At 66.9% G+C, this 22,143-nt stretch carries 21 protein-coding genes and 1 riboswitch; of the genes, 9 read left to right on the top strand and 12 right to left on the bottom strand.

Going from position 1 to position 22,143, the window contains the following annotated elements:
- Positions 1-45: 45 nt before the first annotated feature.
- Positions 46-1,434: an MFS transporter gene (locus OM977_RS01275; protein WP_264355762.1), complete on the bottom strand. Its 1,389-nt coding sequence runs from the start codon at positions 1,432-1,434 to the stop codon at positions 46-48.
- Between the two features lie 181 nt (positions 1,435-1,615).
- Here OM977_RS01275 and OM977_RS01280 point away from each other — a divergent pair, with 181 nt between their 5' ends.
- The 3 genes from OM977_RS01280 (at position 1,616) to OM977_RS01290 (ending at position 3,913) form a co-directional block, all read left to right on the top strand.
- A complete protein-coding gene (locus OM977_RS01280; RefSeq protein WP_264355763.1) occupies positions 1,616-2,206 on the top strand; it encodes a hypothetical protein in 591 nt (196 codons plus the stop codon).
- Between the two features lie 91 nt (positions 2,207-2,297).
- Positions 2,298-3,173, top strand: coding sequence for a hypothetical protein (locus tag OM977_RS01285; protein ID WP_264355764.1), 876 nt, complete (start codon positions 2,298-2,300; stop codon positions 3,171-3,173).
- Positions 3,164-3,913: a LamB/YcsF family protein gene (locus OM977_RS01290; protein WP_264355765.1), complete on the top strand. Its 750-nt coding sequence runs from the start codon at positions 3,164-3,166 to the stop codon at positions 3,911-3,913. The genes OM977_RS01285 and OM977_RS01290 overlap by 10 nt, the downstream gene beginning before the upstream one ends.
- A gap of 6 nt (positions 3,914-3,919) precedes the next feature.
- Here the strand turns inward: OM977_RS01290 and OM977_RS01295 are convergent, their stop codons facing one another.
- Entirely contained in the window at positions 3,920-5,230 is a 1,311-nt protein-coding gene (locus tag OM977_RS01295) for a DUF445 domain-containing protein (RefSeq protein WP_264355766.1), read from the bottom strand.
- A 51-nt stretch (positions 5,231-5,281) separates the two neighbouring features.
- Between OM977_RS01295 and OM977_RS01300 the strand changes: the two genes are divergently transcribed.
- Positions 5,282-6,181: a glycerophosphodiester phosphodiesterase gene (locus tag OM977_RS01300; protein WP_264355767.1), complete on the top strand. Its 900-nt coding sequence runs from the start codon at positions 5,282-5,284 to the stop codon at positions 6,179-6,181.
- Between the two features lie 102 nt (positions 6,182-6,283).
- On the opposite strand, the gene OM977_RS01305 is transcribed toward OM977_RS01300, so the two are convergent.
- The 3 genes from OM977_RS01305 to OM977_RS01315 are packed head-to-tail and all read right to left on the bottom strand — an operon-like array spanning position 6,284 to position 8,153.
- Complete coding sequence (locus OM977_RS01305; RefSeq protein ID WP_264355768.1) at positions 6,284-6,892, bottom strand: DUF3618 domain-containing protein; 609 nt, start codon at positions 6,890-6,892, stop codon at positions 6,284-6,286.
- Complete coding sequence (locus OM977_RS01310) at positions 6,889-7,320, bottom strand: phage holin family protein (RefSeq protein WP_264355769.1); 432 nt, start codon at positions 7,318-7,320, stop codon at positions 6,889-6,891. The genes OM977_RS01305 and OM977_RS01310 overlap by 4 nt, the downstream gene beginning before the upstream one ends.
- Positions 7,317-8,153, bottom strand: a complete 837-nt coding sequence (locus tag OM977_RS01315; RefSeq protein ID WP_264355770.1) for a hypothetical protein — start codon at positions 8,151-8,153, stop codon at positions 7,317-7,319. The genes OM977_RS01310 and OM977_RS01315 overlap by 4 nt, the downstream gene beginning before the upstream one ends.
- Positions 8,154-8,423: 270 nt before the next feature.
- Here OM977_RS01315 and OM977_RS01320 point away from each other — a divergent pair, with 270 nt between their 5' ends.
- From OM977_RS01320 to OM977_RS01335, 4 genes are all read left to right on the top strand, one after another.
- Positions 8,424-9,263: a PRC and DUF2382 domain-containing protein gene (locus OM977_RS01320; protein ID WP_264355771.1), complete on the top strand. Its 840-nt coding sequence runs from the start codon at positions 8,424-8,426 to the stop codon at positions 9,261-9,263.
- Between the two features lie 96 nt (positions 9,264-9,359).
- Complete coding sequence (locus OM977_RS01325) at positions 9,360-9,917, top strand: MarR family winged helix-turn-helix transcriptional regulator (protein WP_264355772.1); 558 nt, start codon at positions 9,360-9,362, stop codon at positions 9,915-9,917.
- Positions 9,907-10,752: a phosphatase PAP2 family protein gene (locus OM977_RS01330; RefSeq protein WP_264355773.1), complete on the top strand. Its 846-nt coding sequence runs from the start codon at positions 9,907-9,909 to the stop codon at positions 10,750-10,752. Before OM977_RS01325 ends, OM977_RS01330 begins: the two co-directional genes overlap by 11 nt.
- Before the next feature lie 94 nt (positions 10,753-10,846).
- Positions 10,847-11,167 (top strand): hypothetical protein, encoded by a 321-nt coding sequence (locus tag OM977_RS01335; RefSeq protein WP_264355774.1) that lies wholly within the window; start codon positions 10,847-10,849, stop codon positions 11,165-11,167.
- Between the two features lie 62 nt (positions 11,168-11,229).
- Here the strand turns inward: OM977_RS01335 and OM977_RS01340 are convergent, their stop codons facing one another.
- The 6 genes from OM977_RS01340 to OM977_RS01365 all read right to left on the bottom strand — a co-directional run bounded on the left by OM977_RS01340 (position 11,230) and on the right by OM977_RS01365 (position 19,182).
- Positions 11,230-12,657 carry an LLM class flavin-dependent oxidoreductase gene (locus OM977_RS01340; protein ID WP_264355775.1) on the bottom strand — a complete coding sequence of 476 codons (1,428 nt, stop codon included), beginning with the start codon at positions 12,655-12,657 and terminating at the stop codon, positions 11,230-11,232.
- Positions 12,657-13,916, bottom strand: a complete 1,260-nt coding sequence (locus OM977_RS01345) for an acyl-CoA dehydrogenase family protein (RefSeq protein ID WP_264355776.1) — start codon at positions 13,914-13,916, stop codon at positions 12,657-12,659. Before OM977_RS01345 ends, OM977_RS01340 begins: the two co-directional genes overlap by 1 nt.
- A 45-nt stretch (positions 13,917-13,961) precedes the next feature.
- Positions 13,962-15,629: a dipeptide ABC transporter ATP-binding protein gene (locus tag OM977_RS01350; protein ID WP_264355777.1), complete on the bottom strand. Its 1,668-nt coding sequence runs from the start codon at positions 15,627-15,629 to the stop codon at positions 13,962-13,964.
- 13 nt (positions 15,630-15,642) lie between these two features.
- Positions 15,643-16,440, bottom strand: coding sequence for an ABC transporter permease (locus OM977_RS01355; RefSeq protein WP_442960740.1), 798 nt, complete (start codon positions 16,438-16,440; stop codon positions 15,643-15,645).
- A gap of 114 nt (positions 16,441-16,554) precedes the next feature.
- Positions 16,555-17,514 carry an ABC transporter permease gene (locus tag OM977_RS01360; RefSeq protein ID WP_264355779.1) on the bottom strand — a complete coding sequence of 320 codons (960 nt, stop codon included), beginning with the start codon at positions 17,512-17,514 and terminating at the stop codon, positions 16,555-16,557.
- A gap of 6 nt (positions 17,515-17,520) precedes the next feature.
- Complete coding sequence (locus tag OM977_RS01365; RefSeq protein ID WP_264355780.1) at positions 17,521-19,182, bottom strand: ABC transporter substrate-binding protein; 1,662 nt, start codon at positions 19,180-19,182, stop codon at positions 17,521-17,523.
- Positions 19,183-19,279: 97 nt separating this feature from the next.
- Positions 19,280-19,368: riboswitch (SAM riboswitch) on the bottom strand.
- A gap of 275 nt (positions 19,369-19,643) precedes the next feature.
- Between OM977_RS01365 and OM977_RS01370 the strand changes: the two genes are divergently transcribed.
- Positions 19,644-20,396 carry a lytic transglycosylase domain-containing protein gene (locus OM977_RS01370; RefSeq protein ID WP_264355781.1) on the top strand — a complete coding sequence of 251 codons (753 nt, stop codon included), beginning with the start codon at positions 19,644-19,646 and terminating at the stop codon, positions 20,394-20,396.
- Between the two features lie 286 nt (positions 20,397-20,682).
- On the opposite strand, the gene OM977_RS01380 is transcribed toward OM977_RS01370, so the two are convergent.
- Positions 20,683-22,080 carry a LamG domain-containing protein gene (locus OM977_RS01380; RefSeq protein WP_264355782.1) on the bottom strand — a complete coding sequence of 466 codons (1,398 nt, stop codon included), beginning with the start codon at positions 22,078-22,080 and terminating at the stop codon, positions 20,683-20,685.
- Between the last annotated feature and the right edge of the window lie 63 nt (positions 22,081-22,143).

Consider the following 22,143-nt stretch of genomic DNA (forward strand, 5'->3'; position numbering starts at 1 on the left):
TCCCGGACGGGCTGATCAGGGCGGATATGCGACGCCGATCCGCCCCTAACTGCCCACCAGGTCCGTTCCGGCGTCGGTCCCGCGGTCCCGCCCGCCGTCCGTTCCGATCTCCGCGGCCAGGTCCGTTCCGCCGTCGGCGTCGCCGTCCGCGTCGCTCTCCGCACCCCGGTCCAGGGGATGGGCCAGCTCGTCGTGCGGCATCCGCGCGACGATCATCGCCACGACGGCCATGAGCGGGCACACGCCCCCCGCCACGAGGAATATGAGCCATACCGGGAGCACCTCGGCGGCGGGACCGGCCAGGGCCATGGAGACGGGCATGAGGGCCAACGACACGAAAAAATCCAGGCTGGAGACGCGGCCGAGCAGGTACGGCGGAACCCGGCGCTGCAGCAACGTGCCCCAGATGACCATGCCCACGCTGCCGGTGGCGCCGAAGACAAACATGGCCGCGGCCACGGCCCAGAAACTGTCCATGACACCCACGGCGGCGATGGGCAAAGTGCCCAGTCCCCAGGAAACCATCATCACGGTGAGGTAGCGGCGGGGCAGGGGGAAGGACGCCGTTGCCAGCGCGGCCACAGCGCTGCCGACGCCCATGATGGCGAGCAGGAACCCGAACATCCGCGAGTCGCCGCCGAGCTGGTCCCGGACCACGAACGGCAGCAGCACCTCGATGGGGCCGATCAGGAACAGCACCGAAATGCAGGCCCAGAGCAGGGTCCACAACAGCCAGGGTGTCCGGAGCGTGTAGCCCACGCCTTCGCGGAGGTCGTGCAGCAGCGAGCCCGCGCGCACGCGGTCCGGCGCGGCGGCGTCCGCTGGCTTCTGGCCTGGGATCGGGGGCTGTGGCCTGAGGAAGTTCAGGACTCCGAATGCCAGCAGATGGCAGGCCGCCACGCCGGTCACCGCGTGCGAGGGGGAAAGTGCGGCCACCAGAATGCCGGCCACTGCAGGACCGGCGGCCTGCTGCAGGATCGGCCGCATCGTGCCTTCCATGCCGTTGGCCGCGAGCAGGTCCTCGGGCGGGAGGATCCGGGGCAGGATGGCGGAGTAGGCGGGGAAGAAGAACGCTGCACCGACGCCCAGCACGAACGCCCCCAGCGCCAGATGCCAGAGCTGCAGCCAGCCGAGCAGGGCAAGCCCGCTGATGCTGGCAATGACCGCCAGGTTCGCGCCCTCGACGCCGATGATCAGAAGCCGCTGCGGAACGCGGTCCGCCGCGATGCCCCCGGCCAGCACGAACGCCACGAGCCCCACACTGCCGGCCGTGGCCACGAGCGAGAGCTCCAGCGGACCGCCGCCAAGGTGGATCACCTCATAGACCATCGCGACGGCCCACATTCCGGAACCGAAGATGGAGATGGCCAGCGCCGCGATCAGCACGCGGTACTCCCGGTGCGCGAAAGGGCGGAGGGCTCGCGGGGCACGCATGTGCCCAGTCTAGGGGCCCGCCGCGGACTCTGCCGGAAAAATACCGCGCCCTGGGACGCGCGAGTGTGCCCGTCCACCGTCCAGTACCTGTCCGGGCATCTGTCCGGAGTTCCGGACGGAACTTTGCCGGGACACAGATGCGCTTCCAGTGGGGAGGGCCGTGCCCGGTTAGGCTCCTGTCATGAGCATTCCGGCCACCGACACGCTGCAGCGCAGCATAGCGTTTATCGGGGCCAACGCCGGGCTCGCGCTGCACCCCGTGGATGCCGGCGGCGTCCAAATCCCGGGGGAGCCCGCGAACTGCTTCGCCTCGTTCTGGATGGCCGACTGGTCCCGTTGGGGGCAAGGGAACGCATTGCTGGTCGCCACGCTCAAGGGCTGGCGGAGTTATGGCGCGAACGAGTATTTCGCCGCGTCCCTGGCCGCCGAGCTGACCCGCCACTTTCCGGAAGCGGCACGCTTCCCGCTGACCGGGATCAGCCACACCCAGGACGAGTTCGACGTCGAACTGGACGCCGGGAGCGGGCTCCGCGCCACCGGACGCAAGGCCGCACTTGCCATCAGCGGAGTCCTGGACCGGCGGCAGTTCGCGGCCCCCGAGTTTCAGCTCGGAAATACCAGCGCCTCCCTGAGCAACGTCTACCTGCCGTGCAGCACGGGCACTCTCATGGAGTTCGGCGTCGAGTGGCCGGGGGCCGCGGCCGTCTATCCCGGCCCGCGCGGGCCGGCGTCGTCCGCCTTCCTGGCCGTGGCGGAATCCTGGGCGCTCTGACCCGGCCGGGGGATTGGCCTAGTGTTAAGCGTGCAGGCAGCCGCCGGCTGCCAGCACCTACCGACAGTTCCGGTTTTGACGAGAGGCGACGATGGCCAAGCGCAGCAACCCGGCAATGAAGATGGCACAGAAGACCGCACACAACGTGATGTTCGACGCCGAGGGCAACCCCAAACCAGGCGTCCATAACGTGCTCCTGCGGGCCGTCGAAATCCAGCGCCCCCTGGTCTTGGCAAACCTCCGGCGCCTGCAGAAGAGGCATCCGCGGGCCACGGCGGCGCAGCTGGCCGCAAAGCTGGAACGCGACTATCTGCTCGCCGTCACCGGCGGCGGGGCACTTGTGGGCGGAACGGCGGTGATTCCCGGCGTCGGTACCGTGGCCGCCCTGGGGCTTTCGGCCGCCGCAACCGTGGGATTCCTTGAGGCGACCGCTGTGTTCGCCACCTCGCTGGCCGAGCTGCACGGCGTGAGGATGGTCGACCCGGAGAGGGCGAGCACGCTGGTCATGGCCATCATGCTCGGTGAGGAGGGCACCGCCTTGCTGGGCTCGCTGGGCGCGCAGTCCGCGGGGAAAGGCCAGGGACCCACGCAGGCGTGGGGCTCCTTGTTCGCCCGCCGGGTTCCGATGGCCGGCTTCGGCTCGGTGCGCGAACGGATCCAGACGATGTTCCTCCGGAACCTGCTGAGACGCCAGGGAACTGCGCTGCTGGGCCGGGCGCTGCCGTTCGGCATCGGAGCCGTAGTGGGCGGCGTCGGGAACCGCATGATGGGACTCGCCGTCATCGCCAACGCCAAGGAAGCCTTCGGACCCATGCCGGACACGATTCCGGGCGAGCTGCGGGCCATCGCGGACACCACGGGCCCGGAGGCCCTCCGCAACACCGGTCCGGACACCGGCACGGGCACACCCTCCGATGCCGGCTCCGGTAACGACTCTGCCCCGGAAGGCGGCAAGACTTGGATCTGAACGCCGGCCTCGGGGAGTCCTTCGGGAGCTGGACCATGGGCGACGACGCCGCCATGTTCCCGCTTGTCACGAGCGCCAGCGTGGCGTGCGGGGTGCACGCCGGGGACCCCGTGACGATGCTGGACACCTGCCGCGCCGCGTACGACCTCGACGTCCGGGTGGGTGCCCACATCGGCTACCCGGACCTCGCCGGGTTTGGCCTCCGGGCACTGGACATGTCCTTCGACGATCTGTTCGGGTCGGTGCTGTACCAGCTCGGCGCGCTGGACGGGGTGGCCCATGCGGTCGGCGCCTCGGTGGACTACGTCAAGGTGCACGGCGGCCTCTACGACCGGACGATGCGCGACGCCGAGCAGGCGTCGGCCGTGATTGCCGCCGTCCAGGCCTACGACCCCGGACTGCCGGTCCTCGGCTTCCCCGGCTCCGCCCTGCTCGCGATGGCAGCGGAATCCGGCCACCCGGTCTTCGCCGAAGCCTTCGCCGACCGCAGCTACCTCCCGGACGGCACCCTTGTGCCGCGCTCGCAGGAGGGCGCCCTGCTCCACGACGCCGGTCAAATCGCCGAACGGGCGGTGCGCCTCGCCACCAAGGGCGAAGTCGAGGCGGTCGACGGCACGGTGCTCCGGATCGAACCGCACTCGCTGTGCCTGAATGGGGGTCCCCCCGGGTCCGTCGTCACGGCGGGCGCGGTCCGCGCGGCCCTGGAGCAGGCCGGCGTCGAGCTGGAAAGCTTCGCCTAGAAGGGGCTACCCGAATAGCAGGTGGGCCAGGGTGAAGATGACGAGCCCGGCGAGGGCGCCCACCACGGTGCCGTTGATCCGGATGAACTGCAGGTCCTTGCCCACCTGGAGCTCGATCTTTTGTGAGGTTTCCTCGCCATCCCAGCGCGCCACGGTATCGGTGATCACGGCGGCGATATCCGAGCGGTAAGTCTTGACGAGATAGCCCGCGGCGTCGCCGACCCACTTGTTCACCTTCCCGGCGAGTTCCGGATCGACCACCAGCCGGGTGCCGAAATCGTGCACGGCGGCCTTGAACTTCACCGTCAGCTCGCTGTGCGGATCGTCGACGGCGGTAAGCAGGGCGGTCTTGATGGTGCCCCAGGTGCGGGAAGCGAGTTCCCGGACCTCGGGATCGCCGAGGACCTGGGCTTTGATGCCCTCGGCGCGGGCGATCATGACCGGGTCATGCTGCAGGTCCTGCGCGAGCTCCTGGAGGTATTTGTCGATAGACAACCGGACCTGGTGCTGCGGATCGGCCTGCACCGCCTTGGTGAACTTCAGGATCTCCACATAGACCTTGTCACCCACGAGCCCGTCCACGAACGTCGGCACCCAGGTGGGGGAGCGGTCGGTGACCAGCCTGCTGACGGTCTCATGGTTGTCCCGGACCCAGTCCACCGTGCGGTCGACCAGCAGGTCCACGAGCGCGTGGTGGTGGCCGTCGTCGAAGATCCTCTGGGCGAGGCGGCCCACCGGCGGTCCCCACGGCGGGGTGAGCAGATGTTTGCGGACCATGCTCTCGATCACGGCCTGGACGTCGTCGTCGTTCAAAACCGTGAAGGCGCCACGGATGATGGCGGCGCCTTCCTTGGCGACGCGTTCGGGGCCACCGGGTCCGGACAGCCACGTGCCGACCTTGCGCGCGATGTCCATCGAGGCGAGCTTCTCGTGGACCACCTGCTCGGAGAGGAAGTTGGTCTCGACGAAGTCGCCCAGCGAGGCGCCGATCTGGTCCTTCCGGTTCGGGATGATGGCGGTGTGCGGAATCTTGAGGCCCATCGGGTACTTGAACAGGGCCGTGACGGCGAACCAGTCGGCAAGCGCACCCACCATGCCGCCCTCGGCGGCGGCACGGACGTACTCGAGCCACGGATACTGCTTCTGCAGTCCGAAGGCGATCAGGAAGATGACGGCCATCGCGATCAGCAACGACACCGCGAGCAGCTTCATTTTCCGCAGTGCCGCGGCTTTCTCGGCGTCCGCCGCGCTGTACCGATGTTCGACGGCGGCGGTCGCGGACTCGGGCGGGGAAGATCGATCAGTTTTCACCTGCATGTGCCCAGCCTAGTCCGACTCCCGGCCGGCCCGATCCGCTAACGTGGCTCTATGACAACCGAGGAGCCCCGGGACGCCCGTCCGCTTGTCTACGCTCACCGCGGCTCCAGCGGGACCTTCGCGGAACACACGCGGGCCGCCTACCTGCAGGCCATCGCCGACGGCGCGGACGGTGTCGAGTGCGACGTCCACCTGACCCGTGACCAGCACGCCGTGCTGTTGCACGACGCCAATCTGGACCGGACCTCCGACGGCACCGGTCCGGTCGCCGACCGGACCCTGAGGGAGCTCCGACGGCTCGATTTCTCCTCCTGGCGGGGCGCCCGGATTCCGGCCGAATACGGCGGCATTTCAACGCAGTTCCTGACCCTTGTGGAGCTCCTGGACATCCTGCGGGAGGCGGGCCGTGAAATCGGGCTGGCAATCGAGCTTAAACACCCCAGCCCCTACCAGCTCAGGCTCGAAGACCGGGTCCTCGGCATCCTGCGGGCGGAAGGGTGGGAGCCCGCCACGTCGAAGTTGGGAAACATCACAGTGTCCTTCATGAGCTTCAGCCCGGAGGCGGTGAAGCACCTGCTCCAGTCCGTTCCGGCGGAGGCGGTCTGCCAACTGGTCGACGACGTCAACGTCGGGGACATCCGGGAAGGGCTCGGCCTCGGGGCGTTCACCGGGAATGCGCTGGCCAACGTCCTGAAGGCTGCCCACACGGAAGGGGTGCGGATCCTGAACGACTGCGAGGTCGGCATGGCCGGACCCGGCGTCGACTACCTGCGCGGGCACCCCCGGATGGTCCGGCGCTGGCTCGATTCCGGACGGCGGTTCCGGGTCTGGACGGTGGACGCGGAGGACGACGTCGCACTCTGCCAGGATTTGGGCGTCCACGAGATCACCACGAACCGGCCGGCACAGGTCCTCGCCCAGCTCCACAACGGGAGCCGGCCGCAGCGCTGAGCGCCGCAGGCCGGACCATCCGGCGCCCGCCGGATCAGCCCGGAAGCGGACGGGCCGCCTCCCCAAGTGGGGAAGCGGCCCGTCGGCACGCGGGACACAGGCTCAGGTGTTCTGGACGCGGTCCTTCGCGTCGACGGCACTGGCCTTGACGTCCGAGACGCTGCCCTGGCCTTCGTCCTTGACCGTCTGGACGGCGTCGGTGGCGGTGGCCTTGACGTTCTCCATCGCCTCCTGGGCTGGCTCCTTGAGGCCCTCAGCCATGTCCTTGGCGGCGTCCGTCAGCTGGGTAGTGACAGGCTCCGCGGCGTTCTTCAAGGCCTCGGCGGCTTCACGTTCCTTCTGGCTCGGCGGGATCAGGGAGGAGACGAGCAGCCCCGCGCCGAAGGCGATGAGCCCGGCGGCAAGGGGGTTGCCCTGGGTCTTCACGGCGGCCCGGTGCGGTGCGTCCGCGATGGCCGATCCGGCGTCGCCGATCGAGGAGCCGATACCTGATCCGGCGCTGCCGGTGACGGAATGGACATTGCTGGTGGCGGTGTCCGCGGCGCCCATGACCTTCTCCTTCACCCCGAAAACGGCGTCTTTGACCTTGTCGGTCTGCCGGTGGACGATGTTGGACGGGGTCACTTTGTCAGCGACCGCGTCCACATTGGTTCCGAGGCGGGCACGGGTGGCTTCAATGTCGGCGCGGATGGCGTCCGGGTTTTCACTCATCGGTTGTCTCCATTGGGTTTCAGGGTGGGTGGAATTTCCTGGATGGTTTCGACGGTCTGCGGCATGCCTTGGACTTTCTTGAGTTCCTTGCGGCCCATGGAGGCGAGTACCGCGGCGATGATGCCCCAGATGATGGCTACGACGACGGCGGACCAGCCAAGGCCCATGAGCGTTCCGAGGGCGTACCAGAGGGCGATGGATAGGAACAGCAGCACGAAGTGGCCGGCCACGCCGGCCCCCGCGAGCATGCCGCCGCCCTTGCCTGCCCTGGTGCCCGACTGCTTCAGTTCGGCCTTGGCAAGTTCGATTTCCTGCCGCATCAGGGTGGAAAGATCCCGGGTGACGTCACCCAGAAGATCTCCCAGGGAGGCCGAATCCGCCTTGGCGTGCGCGGCGGAGGGAGGGGGTTCCGGTATCTGGCTGCTCACAGGTGTCGTCCCTCGCCCTCGGTATACGGATCATTTACGTCACGCAACGGAACCCCGGCGTTGGAGCTGCCCGGAAGGGTCTGCGCAGGCCCGGGCCGGGTTGCGCCGGGCAGTGGCGGCTCGCCGTACACGGTCTCCGTATAGGGCGGCAGGCCGGTCGTGGTCTCGTCGTAGAACGGCTCCCCGACACCTGCCGTAATGCTGGCTTCGGTAGCCGGGGACTGCAACGGCTGCGGCGGGACTGCCGTGCCCGCGGCGGAAGTTGAGGTGGGCGCCCCGGCCTGGAGGCTGCGGCCCAGCCTGCCCGCGAGCAACCCGGCGCCGGCGGCCAGGAGCAGGAATGTGCCGGGGCGCTGGCGGGCGAAGGACTTCGCCTCATCCAGCAGGGATCCCGGATCCCGGTTCTCGAGCCACGAGGCCACGGAGGCGGAACGATCGGCGGCCTGACGGATCAGGTCCGAGGCGACGCCCTGCTGGTCCGGCGCTTCCGCCATGGTGCGAAGCTGCGAGGAGATGGTGCGGATTCCTTCGGCGGCCTTCTGCTGCTGGGTGCCGGCTTGGCTGGTCAGATCCGACTTCGCCTGCTGAAGCAGGTCCTTGGCGTTGGTCTTCACCTCGGAAGCCACGTTGGCGGCCTCGGTCTTCGCGGTTTCCGCGACGTTCTGGGCGGCGCCGGCGGCCTGCCCGGCAACATTCGCCGCTTCGTCCTTGGCGACGTCCTTTTTGGACTCGGAGCCCACGGGAGCGGCGGTGGAGGGAACCGATGTTCCGGCGCCCGGGTACTGGTTCGTGGAGGCAGGCTCTGCAGCCTGCGGCCATTGGTTCTCTGTCATCGTTGCTCTCTTTTCGGAAGGTTAGCTGGCGATTAGGAACCAGCGGTGCTGGATCGAACAGTAAGCATGGTTACTAACTAGATCGTAAGCACACTTGCTATCTGCCGCAAGACGCAGAGGGCGCGAATTTATGAAACTTCCATTGATTTCCAAAAATATTAGTAAGCATGCTTGCCAAACACTTACTAAGCATGCTTATGGTGGAGTCATGCAAACTTCCACCTGGAGGTGTTGCAAACCCAAACCGCATCCCAGATCCAAGGAGACATCATGCTCGCCAAGGAACATATCGACGAACTGCTCCGGAGCAACGGAAACGTTGTTGCCACCGACGGAGACAAGATCGGATCCATCGGCCAGGTCTACGCGGACGACGACAACGGCCAGCCCACCTGGGTCACGGTTAAGACCGGCCTGTTCGGCACTTCCGAGTCCTTCGTTCCGCTGGAAGGCGCCCGCTCCGAAGGCGGCGACATTGTCGTCCCGTACACCAAGGACCAGGTCAAGGACGCCCCCCGGGTGGACACCGACGGGCACCTTGAGCCTACCGAGGAGGACCGGCTCTACGCCCACTACGGTCTCAGCGGGGGGGCCCAGACCTACACCGAGGCGGCCAGCGGCCGGGATACCGACTTTGACGGCACCAGCCGCGACTCCGGTGTCGCCGCAGCCGGCCGCTATGACACGGCGGATGCAGGCCGAACTGTAGGACATGACACCTCCGGGCCCACGACCGATGACGCCATGACGCGCTCCGAGGAGCGGCTGAACGTCGGCACCGAGCGCCAGGCCACCGGACGCGCCCGCCTGCGCAAATATGTCACCACCGAAAACGTGACCCAGACCGTTCCGGTGCAGCGTGAAGAGGTCCGAATTGAACGGGAGCCCATCACGGACGCCAACCGAAGCGACGCGCTGGCCGGCCCGGACATCAGCGAGGAAGAACACGAAGTGGTCCTCCATGAGGAACGCCCGGTTGTGGAGAAGGAAACGGTTCCGGTCGAACGCGTCCGGCTGGACAAGGAAACCGTGACCGATGAAGTGACGGTTGACGAGGAAGTCCGGAAGGAACGCATCGAAACCGACGGCGACGACGGCATTCGGCGCTAGCAGACACGCGGATGTCGGGGCCGGGGCCACGCCCCGGCCCCGACATCCACCCTCTCTTGTGCTCTGCACGTCCCCGACCCAGGAAGGGCATTCCGGATGAGCCGCGACCCTGAACCGAACCTCCGGGGCAGCTATCGGCTGCTGGCTACGGCGGCCCGTTTGGTCCAGCGCCGCCAAGACGAAGCGCTGGCACCCTTGGGCCTGACGCGCGCTGCCGTCATCGCGCTGGAGGCTGTGGCACCCCGGCCGCTAAACCAAGAGCAGCTTGCCGCGAAAGTGCATGTCCAAAGTCAAACCCTCGGCAGGGTCCTGGCCCGGCTGGAGTCCCAGGGGCTCGTCACCCGGACCCGGAGCGAGACGGACCGGCGCCAACTCCAGGTCGTACTGACCGATGCCGGAAAGACGGTCCTGAATGCGGCGCGCGAGGCGGAGAACAACGCCTTTCCGGCCGCCATGGATGTCGAGGGCTGGGGAATCCTCCAGCAGCAATTGGCCAGATTTGTAGAGTCCCTCCAGGGTCCCTCTCCGGACTCAACGGGCGGCCCGGGACCACCGGACGGCAAGACGCCGGAGCGCACCCTGGATGCCAGCCGGCACCGGCATTTCACCCCGGGGCAGGACTCCACGGGATTGGAAATCACTGATGGTTACTGAACACCAGGACCCTCCCGCAACCGGCGTCCAGGGGGAGTTGCACCAGGACCGGTTCGTCGGCGGCCAGGACCTCACCCGCTGGGCCAGCCCAGGCGGACAAGCCCTCGCCCGGGCCGCCCGGAAAATCAGCAGCGTGCTGGGCCCGCACGCAACTCTTATCCTGACCCTGGCGGTCGGCGCGGTAATTGCCGCCGCCCTCACGGCGCTGTTTTCCGAGGTGTATGAATCGGTAGTGGATGCCGACGGCGTCGCCGGTCTTGACCATCCCGTCCTCGACGCGGCCAAGGGCGCTCGTTCCCCGGCTTTGGACCTCATCATCACCGGTTATACCGACATCGGCGGCACCGTGGGTATGCCCGTCCTCGCCTTGATAACCACCGTGGTCCTCGCCCTGCGGCGGCGCTCCTGGACCCCGGCGATCCTCATCGTCATCGCTGCGGCCGGATCACTGCTGATGACCATCGCGGGCAAGCAGCTTGTCGGCCGGACCCGGCCTCTCCTGGCAGATGCGGTTCCTCCCTACGAATACTCCGCATCCTTTCCGAGTGGACACTCACTCAATTCGGTCGTCATCGCCGGCGTGGTGGCGTACCTGGTAATCCTCCGCCGCAAGTCGCGCCGCGGCAGGATCTGGACGGCCGCCCTGGCTGCCGCCTTCGCCGTGACCATGGGTCTGAGCAGGGTCTACCTCGGGCACCATTGGCTCACCGACGTCCTCGCCGCCTGGGCTCTCGGCCTGGCCTGGCTGGTGCTTGTCATCACCGCCCACCGGCTCTACCTGACCATCAGGAAGCGCCGGGCGCCCGCCCCTGTCAGCGCTGACTCCAGCAGCTAGCCGGCCTCTTGCATGCGGCCGGGCAGGCTCCTACGATGGGTCTACTCGGGGCAGGACGCGAGGGCGGGTCCTGCATGTAGGAGGGGGCGCCGCCATGAAGAAACGGTCCAAGCGGATCGCGCTGACGGCCACCCTGCTGGGCGTCCTGCTCCTGCCCGTAGGTGCCGGGCCGGCGGCGGCGGCACCGACAGACTGCTGGACAAATGATGGCGTCTGGTTCCCCTACGCCACCGCTCACTGTTCCGGTGGAACGGGCGCCTACCAGGTCTGGGCCACATGCCTGCAGAATTTCTGGCCCTACAACGCGGCGTTCGTCGAAAGTGACTGGAAGCCTGCCGGGAGCCAGGAGACGGCATGGGTGTGGTGCCCCGCCGGTTATAGGGTGCTGACCTACGGCGTGGGCCTCAGAAGCTGACGGTCACAGCCCTGCCAGCTGCTGCTGGAGAGCTGTGACCGAAAAGCCCGCAATTCGAGTGGCTACGCCCGCACGGGGGCCAGGCTGGTCGGCTTCACCGTCGCCGCGGCCGAGAGATCGCTGAAGGCACCACGGTACCGGGCGGCCGGGTGCGTCGGCTCCAGCCTCGGGCCGCGGCCGAAGACCTTCTCACGCAGGGTGCCCGGCGCATACTCCGTCTGGGCCAGTCCGCGGCGGTGCAGTTCCGGCAGCACGCCCTGGATGAAGTCCGTGTAGGAACCGGGGATGATCTGGTTGATGATGTTTACGCCGTCGATGCCGGCGTCCTGCCAGCGTTCGAGCTCGTCCACGATCTGCTCCGGCGTTCCGGCGATCTGCTGGGCCTTGGCCCGGTAGCGGGCCAGGTCCCCGACGGTGGGCTTGCCGCCGGGAACGGAAGCGATGGCAGCCTGCAGTACGCCCTGCGCGCCTTCGGTCTGGATGTCACCCAGCGGCGTGTCCAGCGGGAGGCCGCCCAGATCGACGCCGATTCCGCCGCCGATATGCGCGATGATCGTATCGAGGTCAAGATACTCGTCGTACTCCGCCTGCTTGCGGGCCACTTCGTCCTCGGTGCTGCCGATCACGAAGGACAGCCCGCCGAAGATCTTCACGTCGCCGGGAGCGCGGCCGCCAGCGGCTTCCAGCGCGCGGATGGAAGCGGTTTGCTTCGCAACATATTCAACGTTGGGTGCGAAGAGGAACGTGGCCTCGGCATTTTCCGCGGCGAACTTCTTGCCGCGGGCGGAACTGCCCGCCTGGAACAGGAACGGGGTGCGCTGCGGGCTCGGTGCGACGAGGTGGGGCCCGTCGATGGAGTAGCGGGCGCCGCGGTGGTTGATCTTATTGACCTTGGCCGGATCCGCGTGGATGCCGCGGACCTTATCGCCGAGCAGGGCATCGTCTTCCCAGGAACCCTCCCAGAGCTTGTAGACGGCATCGGTGTATTCCTCGGCCCAGTCGTACCGGTCGTCATGCGGAGTGAGTCCGCTGTTTCCAAAGTTCCGGTGCGAGTTCTCCAGCACGCTGGTGACGATGTTCCAAGCCACACGGCCGTTGGAAATATGGTCCAGCGTCGACATCTGACGGGCCAGTTGGAAGGGATCGGACTGGATGACGGAGCTCGTCATGGCAAGCCCGATGTCCTTGGTGACCGCCGCCAGCGCGGAGCAGAGCACCAGCGGATCATTGGAGGGCACCTGCAGCCCCCTTTCAACCAGGGAGGCCCACCCGCCCTCGTGGTCACCGTAAAGCCCGACGACATCGGCGAAAAACATCGCATCGAACTTCGCCTCCTCCAGCTCGCGGGCCAGGTCGACCCACAGCTGCAGCTCATTGAAGCGGTGCTGCTGCGCCTCCGGATGCCGCCACTGACCGCCCAGGATGTGGTTGGTCGTGTTCATCACGAAAGCGCTCAGGAGCAGGCGGGGGCGTTCGTCAAAGGTACCCATCAGGAATCGCTCTTTTCGGTGGTCTGGGTTGCGCTGGTTCCGGGGACCGCGTCCCCGATGCTGTTGAGGCCTACGGGGATTGTTCCGTTGATGTGGTAATCGCCGACGGACCGGGCCTTGAACACCGCCGGGTTGTGGGTGGCGACCGTACGGGCATTGCGCCAGTGGCGGTCCAGCCCCTTGCCGCGGCCCGTGGATGAAGCGCCGGTAACATCGAAAAGCTCATTGGCCGCGGCCAGAACCAGGCCGGGTACCGTCACATGGGCCTTCTGGACGCCCAGCTCGCCGCGGAGGAAAGCAGCCTCGGCGTCGAGCCCCAGGGACGGGTCGACGGCGGCATCCAGATCGCGTGCCGCCGCGGTCACGACCGACTCCGCTGCATAGATGCCGGCGGCGATCTGGCCGACGCGTTCCTGGATCAGGGGGTCGTCGCGGAACAGGGAGCCGGAACCGGTATTGAACGTGCGGCTGCGTTCTGCGACGAGCTTGCTGGCATCGCGCAGCGCTGCGTGGCCGATTCCGACGAGGACCGTGAGCAGCACGAGCTGGAAGAAAGCCGGCTCCAGCGTGCTGGTGACCTTGCGCTGGATGATGTCGTCGGCGTCGACCACGACGTCATCGAAGATGGCCGTTCCGGTGCCGGTCAGCGGCTGGCCGAAGCCGTCCCAGTCATCGAGGATGGTGACGTTGGGATCGCTGGCGGGGACCAGTGCATACTGCCGCCCCTCCAGTCCTTCCGTGCTGGCCATGACTACCACCCAGTCGGCGAAGATGCTGCCGGTCGTGTAGTACTTCTCGCCCTTGAGCAGCCAGCGGCCGTCCTCCTGGCGGAGCTTGGTCTGGGTTGTGCCAAGGGCGTTGCCGGAACGTTCCGTGGCGGCGTTGCCGAAAATTTCGCCGGCGAGCACCCGGGGGAACCAGCGGTTGCGGAAGTCGGTGGGCTGCAGGGCGATCGTTTCCACGAAGGAGAAATGCGAACGCAGGAGATGCGAGACGTTGGAGTCCGCGGCGGCCAGTTCGATCAGCAGCCGGCTCAGGTGCTCATAGCTGACCGGGTCCCCACCATGACCGGCCGGAACGCGGAGCGTCGTGAATCCGCTTTCCTTCAGCCAGGCGACCGGTTCGAAGGGCAGGACGTGGTTGGACTCGCGTTCCAGTGCGCCCTCTGCGATGCGTGCGAAGACCGGCCGGAACCTGGCGGAAAGCGCCGCGTAGCGGGCTTCCCCGCTGAGTTCCCGTACTGCTGCCGAGGTTGTCATGCTGTTCCTAACGTTGGAAGTGGTTCGAAGTTCGGAGTGTGGCCCTTAGCGGCCGGTTGCCGCGACGAGTTCGCGCAGGCGGTGGCCGGGATTGGAGTCGAGCAGCAGGCGCGTGTATTCGCTTTGTGGATTGCGGAAGACCTGTGCCGTCGGGCCGGTTTCCATCAGCTGTCCCCGGCTCATCACGCCCACGTCGTGGGCGACGCGCTCCACCACGTGCAGGTCGTGGGAAATGAACAGGTAGGACAGTCCCAAGTCACGCTGCAGTCGTTCGAGCAGGTCCAGGATCTGGGCCTGGGTCAGCACATCCAGGGCGGAGAGGGCCTCGTCCAGCACCAGGGTGCGGGCGCCCAGTGCGAGGGCCCGGGCGATGGCCACCCGCTGGCGCTGGCCGCCGGAGAGCTCCTTGGTCCTGCTGCCCGCGACGCGTGCGGGCAGGTTCACCTGGTCGAGGAGTTCGGCAACCCTGGCACGGCGTTCCGGGCGGGAACCGATGCGATAGTTGACCAGCGGCTCGGCGATGATGTCACCCACCGTCAGCCTCGGGTCAAGGGCCGAATCCGGATTCTGGTAGACCAGCTGGAGCGTGCGCCACAGCTCCCGTTTGCCTTTCCCGGCGAGGGCCGTGACGTCCTTCCCGTGCACCTGCACGCTTCCGGCGGTGGGGTCCAGCAGCCGCATGATCATGCGGGCCGTGGTGGACTTACCGGACCCGGATTCGCCGACCAGCGCGAAGGTGGTTCCCTGGCGTACGGCGAAATTGATGTCATCGACGGCACGGTGCTCAGTGCTGGCCCGGCCGAAGACCTTCGTGAGTCCGCGGACTTCGATCGCCGCGACGGGCGTTTCGCCGGTGGACTGAGCCCCGGCGGGGGCTTCCTTCGGAACGGCGGGAGTGGCCTCGTCGAGGAGCCTGATCGTGTAGTCGTCCTCCGGGCGGGTCAGGATCTCGGTGACGGACCGGTCCTCGCGGATCTTTCCGTGCTGCATCACGACGATCCGGTCGGCCAGATCGGTTGCGACGGCGAGGTCGTGGGTCACGAAGATGACGGCGGTCCCGCGGTCCCGGGCAAGCCTGCTGAAGACCTCGAGTACGCGGCGCTGGACCGTCACATCCAGTGCCGACGTCGGCTCGTCGGCGATCAGCAGCTTCGGTCCCAGGCTGAAGGCAATGGCGATCAGGACCCGCTGCTTGAGTCCGCCGGAGAGTTCGTGGGGGTACTGTTTCAGCCGCTCGGCGGGACGGTCGATGCCCACCAGCTCGAAGAGCCGGAGGACTTCCGCCCGGATCTCGCTCTTGGAACGCTTGCCTTCCTCCGGGTGCAGCCGGAACACTTCGGCCACCTGGGATCCCACCGTCTTGACCGGATCCAGTGAGCCGCCCGGGTCCTGCGGGACCATGCCGATGTGGCGGCCACGGATCTTCTCCAGGGCGCGTTCCGTCAGGCCGGTCAGCTCGGTCCCATCGAACCGGATGGTGCCGGCGGAGACATTGGCCGACTGGGGGAGGAGCCCGATGATGGATTTAGCGAGCGTGCTTTTGCCGGACCCCGATTCGCCGACGAGGGCTACGATCTCGCCGGGCAACAGGGCGAGGTCAAGGGATTCCGCGGCCGTTACAGCCTCAGGGCCGCGGCCGTATTCGATGTGCAATCCCCGCACTTCAAGCAACGGTGCGGCGTCGCCGCTGGGGTTCACTGGGGTGGTGGTCATTGAGGGCTCCTGACTAGAACCGGAAGAACTTGAGAAGTTGGCGTCCGAGACCGGCCAGCAGCATCACCGTGATCACGATGACGAGGCCCGGCAGGCTGGTCATCCACCACGCGCGGGCGAGGTACTGCCGGCCTTCTGAGATCAGCAGCCCCCATTCCGGCGTCGGGGGCGGGGCTCCGAAGCCGAGGAAGCCGAGGCCGGAAATTGCGAGGATGGCCGCGCCAAGGTCCACCGCCAGGAGTGCCAGGACCGGGCCGCAGGAGTTCGGCAGGATGTGCTTCCAGATGACGGACCAGTAGGAACCGCCGTTAAGGAACGCGGCCTCGACGTAGTCCAGGTTGCGCACGCGCAGGACCTCGGAGCGCACCACGCGGGCGAACGCGGCGATCGAGGCGATGCCGACGCCGACGCCCAGGGATACGGGCCCCGGCGCAAAGGCTGTCACGATGATCAGTGAGATCAGGAAGCCCGGCACGGCCAGCAGCACGTCAACCAGGCGCATGGTGGTGGCATCGGCGGCCCGGCCGGCCGTGGCGGCCAGCAGTCCCAGGGCCGTTCCGACGACGAAGCCGATCAGGACGGCGAGCCCGGCGGTGAGCAGGGTCTGTGAGGTGCCGTACACCACCCGCGCGTAGATGTCCCGGCCGAGGTGGTCGGTGCCGAACCAGTGGTCCAGGCCGGGAGCCTGGAATTTCTCCTTTGGAATGCCGCTGATGGGGTCGAAGCCGGTGAACAGGCCCGGCAGAACGGCCCAGCCCAGCAGAATCAGCAACGGCAGGACGGTCAGCCACAGGCTAACCGAGCGCAGCACGGTTCCCCGGCGTTTGGCCGGCACGGTCCCGACGCCGTCGGTCTGCGGCAAGGCCGCCTCATTTCCGGGATCTGTTCCCAGTAGCTCGACGCTCACAAAATTCTCCGTTCGGGCTTAGGCGGTCAGTGCTCGTGGCGAGCCCTGGGCGCTGCTCTTCAGGACGCGGGGATCCAGCAGCGGATACAGCAGGTCGACGATCAGGTTCACCGCGACGAACGCCGTCGCCGTCAGCAGCACCAGACCCTGGACGAGGGGCACATCCTGGACCGTGACGGCCTGGAGTACCACCGACCCGAGGCCGGACCGGGCGAAGACCGTCTCGGTGATGACGGAACCGGCCAGCAGGGTTCCTACGGTGATGCCGGCGATTGTCATGGCGGGCCCCGCCGCGTTCTTCAGCGCATGGCGGCAGAAGATCCACGCGGGCGAGGCGCCTTTGGCGCGCAGGACGTCGATGAACGGCTGCTCGTAAACGTGCGTGATGCTCTTGAGCAGCACCTGCGCGATCGGGGCGGAAACGTGAAGGGCCAGGACCAGGACGGGCACCGCCAATGAGGCAAAGGACCCGTCCGGGAACAAGGACATCACGCCGAGCTGGATCGACAGAAGCTGCAGCAGCACCAGCCCGAGCCAGAACACCGGGACCGCCGCGAACAACGGCGGCAGGTTGGTGATGAATCGCTGCAGCAGGGTGGAACGGCTCAGCGTTGCCGAGGCCACGAGGGCGACGGCAAGGACGACGGCCACCACGAATGCGCTGGACGCCAGCGCCAGGGTGGATCCGGCGACTCCTCCGATGCGCGCCGCCACGGACTGCCCCGAGGCCAGGGAATATCCCACGTCGCCCCGGAGCAGCTGCCCCAGCTGGCTGATGTACTGCACCAGCAGGGGCTGGTCGTAGCCGTATTGGGCCTTGATGGCGTCGATCGTTGCCTGGTCGGCCGCCGCGTCCGCCGAGAGGAAGATTGTGACCGGGTCGCTGGGCAGCAGCTGCACTGCCAGGAACACGAGGGTGTACGCCAGCCAGATGACAACCAGTGCCTGCCCGAGGCGGCGTGCAAAGTAAAGGCCCATGATCAGCTACTTGCTGGTCTTCCAGGCACCCTGGAAGATCGGGGCCGTGCCGGAGGTGAATTCCACATGCGCCGTGGAGTTGGCGCCGTAAACCTGGACCTCGTCCCAGAGAACGAGGGCCAGCGCCTGGTCGGCAACCAGTGCCCGCTGTTCCGCGGCGACGAGCTCCTTGTGCTTGGCACCGTTGGTCGCGCCGCGTTCACTGGCGAAGAGCGCATTGAGCTGCTGGTCGGCATTCAGTGTCTGCGTGTTCGTCACCGGGCCGAAGACCGGGCCAAGGCCGCCGTACACGAACTGCCGGGTTCCGAAGAACTCCACGTTCGCATCTTTCATGGCGGTCGCCAGGAAAGTGTTGTCTGCGGCGCGGTTGACCAACTTCACGCCGATCTCGCGCCACTGCTGCTCGATAAGTTCGAAGGCCGGCTTGATGACGACGGAGTTGTTTGAGGAGGTGACCGTGACTTCGAGCTTCTGGCCGTCCTTGGCGCGGATGCCGTCGGCGCCAACCGCCCACCCAGCCTCCTCGAGCAGGGTCTTGGACTTCTCCGGGTTGTAGGCCAGTTCCGCGGAGAGGTCAACGAAGTCCGGTGCCTCACGGTTGAGGATGGAGCCGGCGAGTTCGTAGCTGTCGGAGAGGACGGTGTCCTTAATCGTCTGCCGGTCGATTCCGGACTGCAGTGCCTGGCGGACCTTCGCGTCGGCGAGCTTGCCGCTGCCGATGCGTACCGCCGCCATGTTTGACGTCAGGTCGATGCCCTTGGCCGGAAGGACCTGGTTGCCGCTGCCGGCAAGGGTGGTTTCATCGGCAGGCTGCAGGCCGCGGACCAGGTCAACCTGGCCGGTCTGCACGGCACCGGCGCGGTGTGCCACCTCCGGCAGGTACTTCACAACGACCCTGTCCAGGTAGGCGGCCCCCTGGTTCGGGGCTCCTTCCGGGGCCCAGGCGTAGTCTGCACGCTTGGCCAGGACGATTTCCTCATCTGCCTTCTCTGATTCGAAGGCGAAGGGACCAGAGCCAGATATCTTCGCGATGGCTGACTGGCCGGCGTTGTCCAGGGCGAGGGTCTTCGGTGAGACGAGTCCGGCCGTGACGGAGGAGGTGGCCCGCAGGAAGTTGGCGTCGGGGGTGGACAGCGTCACTTCCACCTGGTCGCTGCCGATGACCTGGGAGGACTTGTAGGCGGAGAAGTCGACGTTCGGCTGGATCTTGGCACTCTCGATGCCCTTTCCCAACGCGTCAAAGTTCGCCTGGACCGCTGCGGCGTCAAGGGGCGTTCCATCGCTGAACGTCACGCCGGGGCGGATCGTGAAGGTGAACTTGGTCTGATCCTCGCTCGCCGTGAATTTGCTGGCGATCCACGGAACAAGTTCACCCTTCTCGGCGTCGAAATACGTCAGCCGGTCGAGCACGCTGTTCAGGACGTTGGCCTTCTCGTAGAAGCGTGCCGCCTGGGTCTGGAAGTTGTTGATCGGCGTGACTTCCGCGAAGACGAAGGTCCCGCCCTGCACCGGAGTGCTGTCCTGGGCCTGCGCGGCCGACGTTCCGCTGGCGCCGCCGCCGCAGGCGCTCAGGGCCAGGGCGGCTGCACCCATGAGGGCCAGCAGGGTCAACGGGCGGCGTTTGGTCTTCGCTCGCAAATGGGCCTTGCGGTATTCGTTGGTATCCATCGTGGATCCTCTCGGTCGTGACCGAGGGACTCCAAGACCCTGCAAGTGTGCCCGGCTCAACTCTCGCTTTGCTCGGTGGAACTTGGGATCTCGGCAATCGCCATCGGTCCTGGCATTAGCACCGTGCCCGAAGGGTGGTTGCTACGGCGTCATCGAGCCAGGTCTCTCAGCCGATCTGGATGGTGTTAATTCGTTCTGTGGCAGTTTTTCGTTCGCCCCGAACGTTTCAGACCGGGACAACATCCACTTTGTTGCAGAATCTTCGATTTCCCAACAATCGCGACACGTTCTGCAACAATCGAGCACCCAAGCCGCGGCCCGGAAAGTGACCGGCACTTCTGCGCGCGGCCATAATGTACGTTGGCAACCGGTTCAAAAAAGCACAGGAATGAGAGTCACTCAGTGGCAAGCGATCACGACGGCGCCCGGCCCCCGGCGTCCACGGAGTGCCTGGGTAGTCCGTGCTCCGCCTGAAGCGCCTTGCAGTGTTCAGCGTGTTCGTGTTCTGCGTTGTCACCGGATTCTTGTTCTGGGCGCTCCCGCTGTCCGGTGCGCAGGCGCGCGGGGCCCTGCCCCCGCCGCCCCGCGCGGAGGCGAAATTCGAAGTGCTGTCAGCAGGCAGCACCCCCGCCGTGAACGTAACGCGGAGTGCGGACGCCCAGTGGCTCCTCCGCGCGGCGGCGCAGACCGGCATACCCGCCCGCGCGCTGCGGGCCTACGTGGCTGCCGCCGGTGCGGCCAGCGATTCCACTCCGGCCTGCGGCATCGGCTGGAACACGGTGGCGGCCATCGGCTTCATCGAATCCGCCCACGGAACCTACGGCGGCGGACACCTGACGAGCGCAGGGCAGGCGAGCGGGCCGATTATCGGCCCCAGCCTCGACGGCGACGGTTTCGCCGCCATCGCGGACACGGACGACGGCGCCCTCGACGGCGACGCCCACTGGGACCGCGCCGTCGGGCCAATGCAGTTCATTCCCTCCACCTGGCGGTACGCAGGTAGGGACGGGAACCACGACGGCGAAGCCGACCCCTTCAACATCGATGACGCCGCGCTAAGTGCCGCCTCGTACCTGTGCGCCCAAGGCCGTGACCTCACCACAGCAGCGGGCTGGACAGACGCCGTCTACTCCTACAACCAGTCTGATACTTACATCCACGAGGTACGCGACCAGGCCAAGGCATACGCCGCACTGGCGGGCCCCGCCGGGTAACGGGATCCGCGCCGTCGCTAGTTTGCGACGCTCACGGTGCGGCTCCTGGGCCGGGCAATGGCGAGACGCTATCCGAATATCCTGCAGATAGCCCCGGCCGCCCGCCGCGATGAAGGCTCGGTAGTCGGGACCGGCTGTGACGACCAGTTTGAGTTTGAATTCGCGCTCGACCTGCTCCTTTGGACGGCTTCGAACGGCTTCACCAGCGGGGGTGGACGTCGACGCAGGCAAGCAAGCACCGGCAGCCCACCCTCCCACACGCTCCGTAGGATCAGCGTCCGTCCCGTCACGACCGGAATTTGAAGGAGTCGACGACTGCGCCGGCTCCGGCCCCGCCGTGGTAGTCAAGCAGGCTGTGCTGCCCGAGCACGGCAGTGACCTCGATCGCGACGTTTCCTTCCTTCCAGTCGAGGAGGAAGAGGCGCATTTCCAGCGGGGCGCCGATCACGTGATGCAGCTCAGAAACGCCGCCGCCGATGATGACGGGAATCGCGTGGATGACGCCGTCGAGCGGGCAAGGGCTCCTCCACCCTTCACTCACCCGGAAGTCGAGCGCGATACCGGACAAACCGCCCACCGATACGGGAGCGTCGTCCACGATCTCGAGGCCCGGCACCGTGCGGTACCACGCAGCGAGTTCCGCGGCGCTCGTGCCGACCCCCGGCTGCGCTTCTTCGCCGCAGGACGCCGGAGCACTGACATTCTGGTAAACGCCGATGTAGCTCCCGCCCCAGATGCCCTCCTCTGGATCGTCGATCCGGCTTAGCAGTACATTGCCCGGCAAATCCTCACCGTTGGCCCAGCCTTCCGGGACGGTGTACGACAATGTCGGTTCAAAGGACGTGGTCGAGTAGGTACCCGCATCCAGGGGGCCCAGGCAGACACCACCATGCGGATTCGGGCAGACCAACGCTGCCGGCTGCCCTGACCGTTCGAGTGTGACCCCGTCCGGTGCCGCGATCAGCGCGGCGGCCTTCACCTCCTGAGGGTCGAGGGCACGCGACCAGGTTCGCACGTCGGCAACTGTGCCTTCGAATGAGTCAGCCAGTTCTCCGTGCGCTTGGCCGCGACCGAATAGCAGCGAACCTTGCGCTGCGAACAAGGGGTCCGTGGCGACACCCTCGACGCTGGCCGGGTAGCCGTTGAGAAAAAAGCGGGCCCGTCCACCAGCGGAATCGTAAACTCCCGCGAGATGTACCCAGGCGTCCGGTTTTACCCCGACTCCTGAGGCCCGGTCGCGGTTGGTCACGAAGTTGTCCCCGTTGCCATCTTTCGGTTTGACCGAGAACGACCAGAACCCCTCGGCGACGCCCAGAAAAAATGCACCAGCGACATCCCCGGACTGGCTGAGGACCGCGGCGTAGTCCTTGGGCTGACCCGTCGGGCGTACCCAGGCGCTCACTGTGAAGCTCGAGTCGGTGGCGATGGGGCCAGGCGCCGAGGTGGTGGCGTAGCCCGCGCCGTTTATCTGCAATCCGTCGCCTGTCCAGCGGGCGCCGTTTTCGACCGAAAGAGCCACGCCACCGACCGAAGCTTCGGGACGCGTGAGGGACCAGACATTCGCGGCGCCCAGGTTGTCAACGGAGGTGCACGCGCCGAGCGTTCCCATCAGAACGCTGGCGAGGATTACCGCGACGGTTCGCGCCCGGCGGGGAGGAGAAGACAGTTTTAGGGTTGTATTCATGCCGGCATCGTCGCACCCGCCGGTATCCGCACCGGCCGGAACGGTATCCATCCGGTATGCGGG

Source organism: Pseudarthrobacter sp. MM222, assembly GCF_947090775.1.
In the GTDB taxonomy this organism is placed as follows: Bacteria; Actinomycetota; Actinomycetes; order Actinomycetales; family Micrococcaceae; genus Arthrobacter.

Excerpts from the sequence above, each read along its gene's own strand:
- OM977_RS01275 (WP_264355762.1), bottom strand. The coding sequence starts at position 1,434 with ATGCGTGCCCCGCGAGCCCTCCGCCCTTTCGCGCACCGGGAGTACCGC.
- OM977_RS01280 (WP_264355763.1), top strand. The coding sequence starts at position 1,616 with ATGAGCATTCCGGCCACCGACACGCTGCAGCGCAGCATAGCGTTTATC.
- OM977_RS01285 (WP_264355764.1), top strand. The coding sequence starts at position 2,298 with ATGGCCAAGCGCAGCAACCCGGCAATGAAGATGGCACAGAAGACCGCA.
- OM977_RS01295 (WP_264355766.1), bottom strand. The coding sequence starts at position 5,230 with ATGCAGGTGAAAACTGATCGATCTTCCCCGCCCGAGTCCGCGACCGCC.
- OM977_RS01300 (WP_264355767.1), top strand. The coding sequence starts at position 5,282 with ATGACAACCGAGGAGCCCCGGGACGCCCGTCCGCTTGTCTACGCTCAC.
- OM977_RS01305 (WP_264355768.1), bottom strand. The coding sequence starts at position 6,892 with ATGAGTGAAAACCCGGACGCCATCCGCGCCGACATTGAAGCCACCCGT.
- OM977_RS01315 (WP_264355770.1), bottom strand. The coding sequence starts at position 8,153 with ATGACAGAGAACCAATGGCCGCAGGCTGCAGAGCCTGCCTCCACGAAC.
- OM977_RS01320 (WP_264355771.1), top strand. The coding sequence starts at position 8,424 with ATGCTCGCCAAGGAACATATCGACGAACTGCTCCGGAGCAACGGAAAC.
- OM977_RS01325 (WP_264355772.1), top strand. The coding sequence starts at position 9,360 with ATGAGCCGCGACCCTGAACCGAACCTCCGGGGCAGCTATCGGCTGCTG.
- OM977_RS01330 (WP_264355773.1), top strand. The coding sequence starts at position 9,907 with ATGGTTACTGAACACCAGGACCCTCCCGCAACCGGCGTCCAGGGGGAG.
- OM977_RS01335 (WP_264355774.1), top strand. The coding sequence starts at position 10,847 with ATGAAGAAACGGTCCAAGCGGATCGCGCTGACGGCCACCCTGCTGGGC.
- OM977_RS01340 (WP_264355775.1), bottom strand. The coding sequence starts at position 12,657 with ATGGGTACCTTTGACGAACGCCCCCGCCTGCTCCTGAGCGCTTTCGTG.
- OM977_RS01345 (WP_264355776.1), bottom strand. The coding sequence starts at position 13,916 with ATGACAACCTCGGCAGCAGTACGGGAACTCAGCGGGGAAGCCCGCTAC.
- OM977_RS01350 (WP_264355777.1), bottom strand. The coding sequence starts at position 15,629 with ATGACCACCACCCCAGTGAACCCCAGCGGCGACGCCGCACCGTTGCTT.
- OM977_RS01360 (WP_264355779.1), bottom strand. The coding sequence starts at position 17,514 with ATGGGCCTTTACTTTGCACGCCGCCTCGGGCAGGCACTGGTTGTCATC.
- OM977_RS01365 (WP_264355780.1), bottom strand. The coding sequence starts at position 19,182 with ATGGATACCAACGAATACCGCAAGGCCCATTTGCGAGCGAAGACCAAA.
- OM977_RS01380 (WP_264355782.1), bottom strand. The coding sequence starts at position 22,080 with ATGAATACAACCCTAAAACTGTCTTCTCCTCCCCGCCGGGCGCGAACC.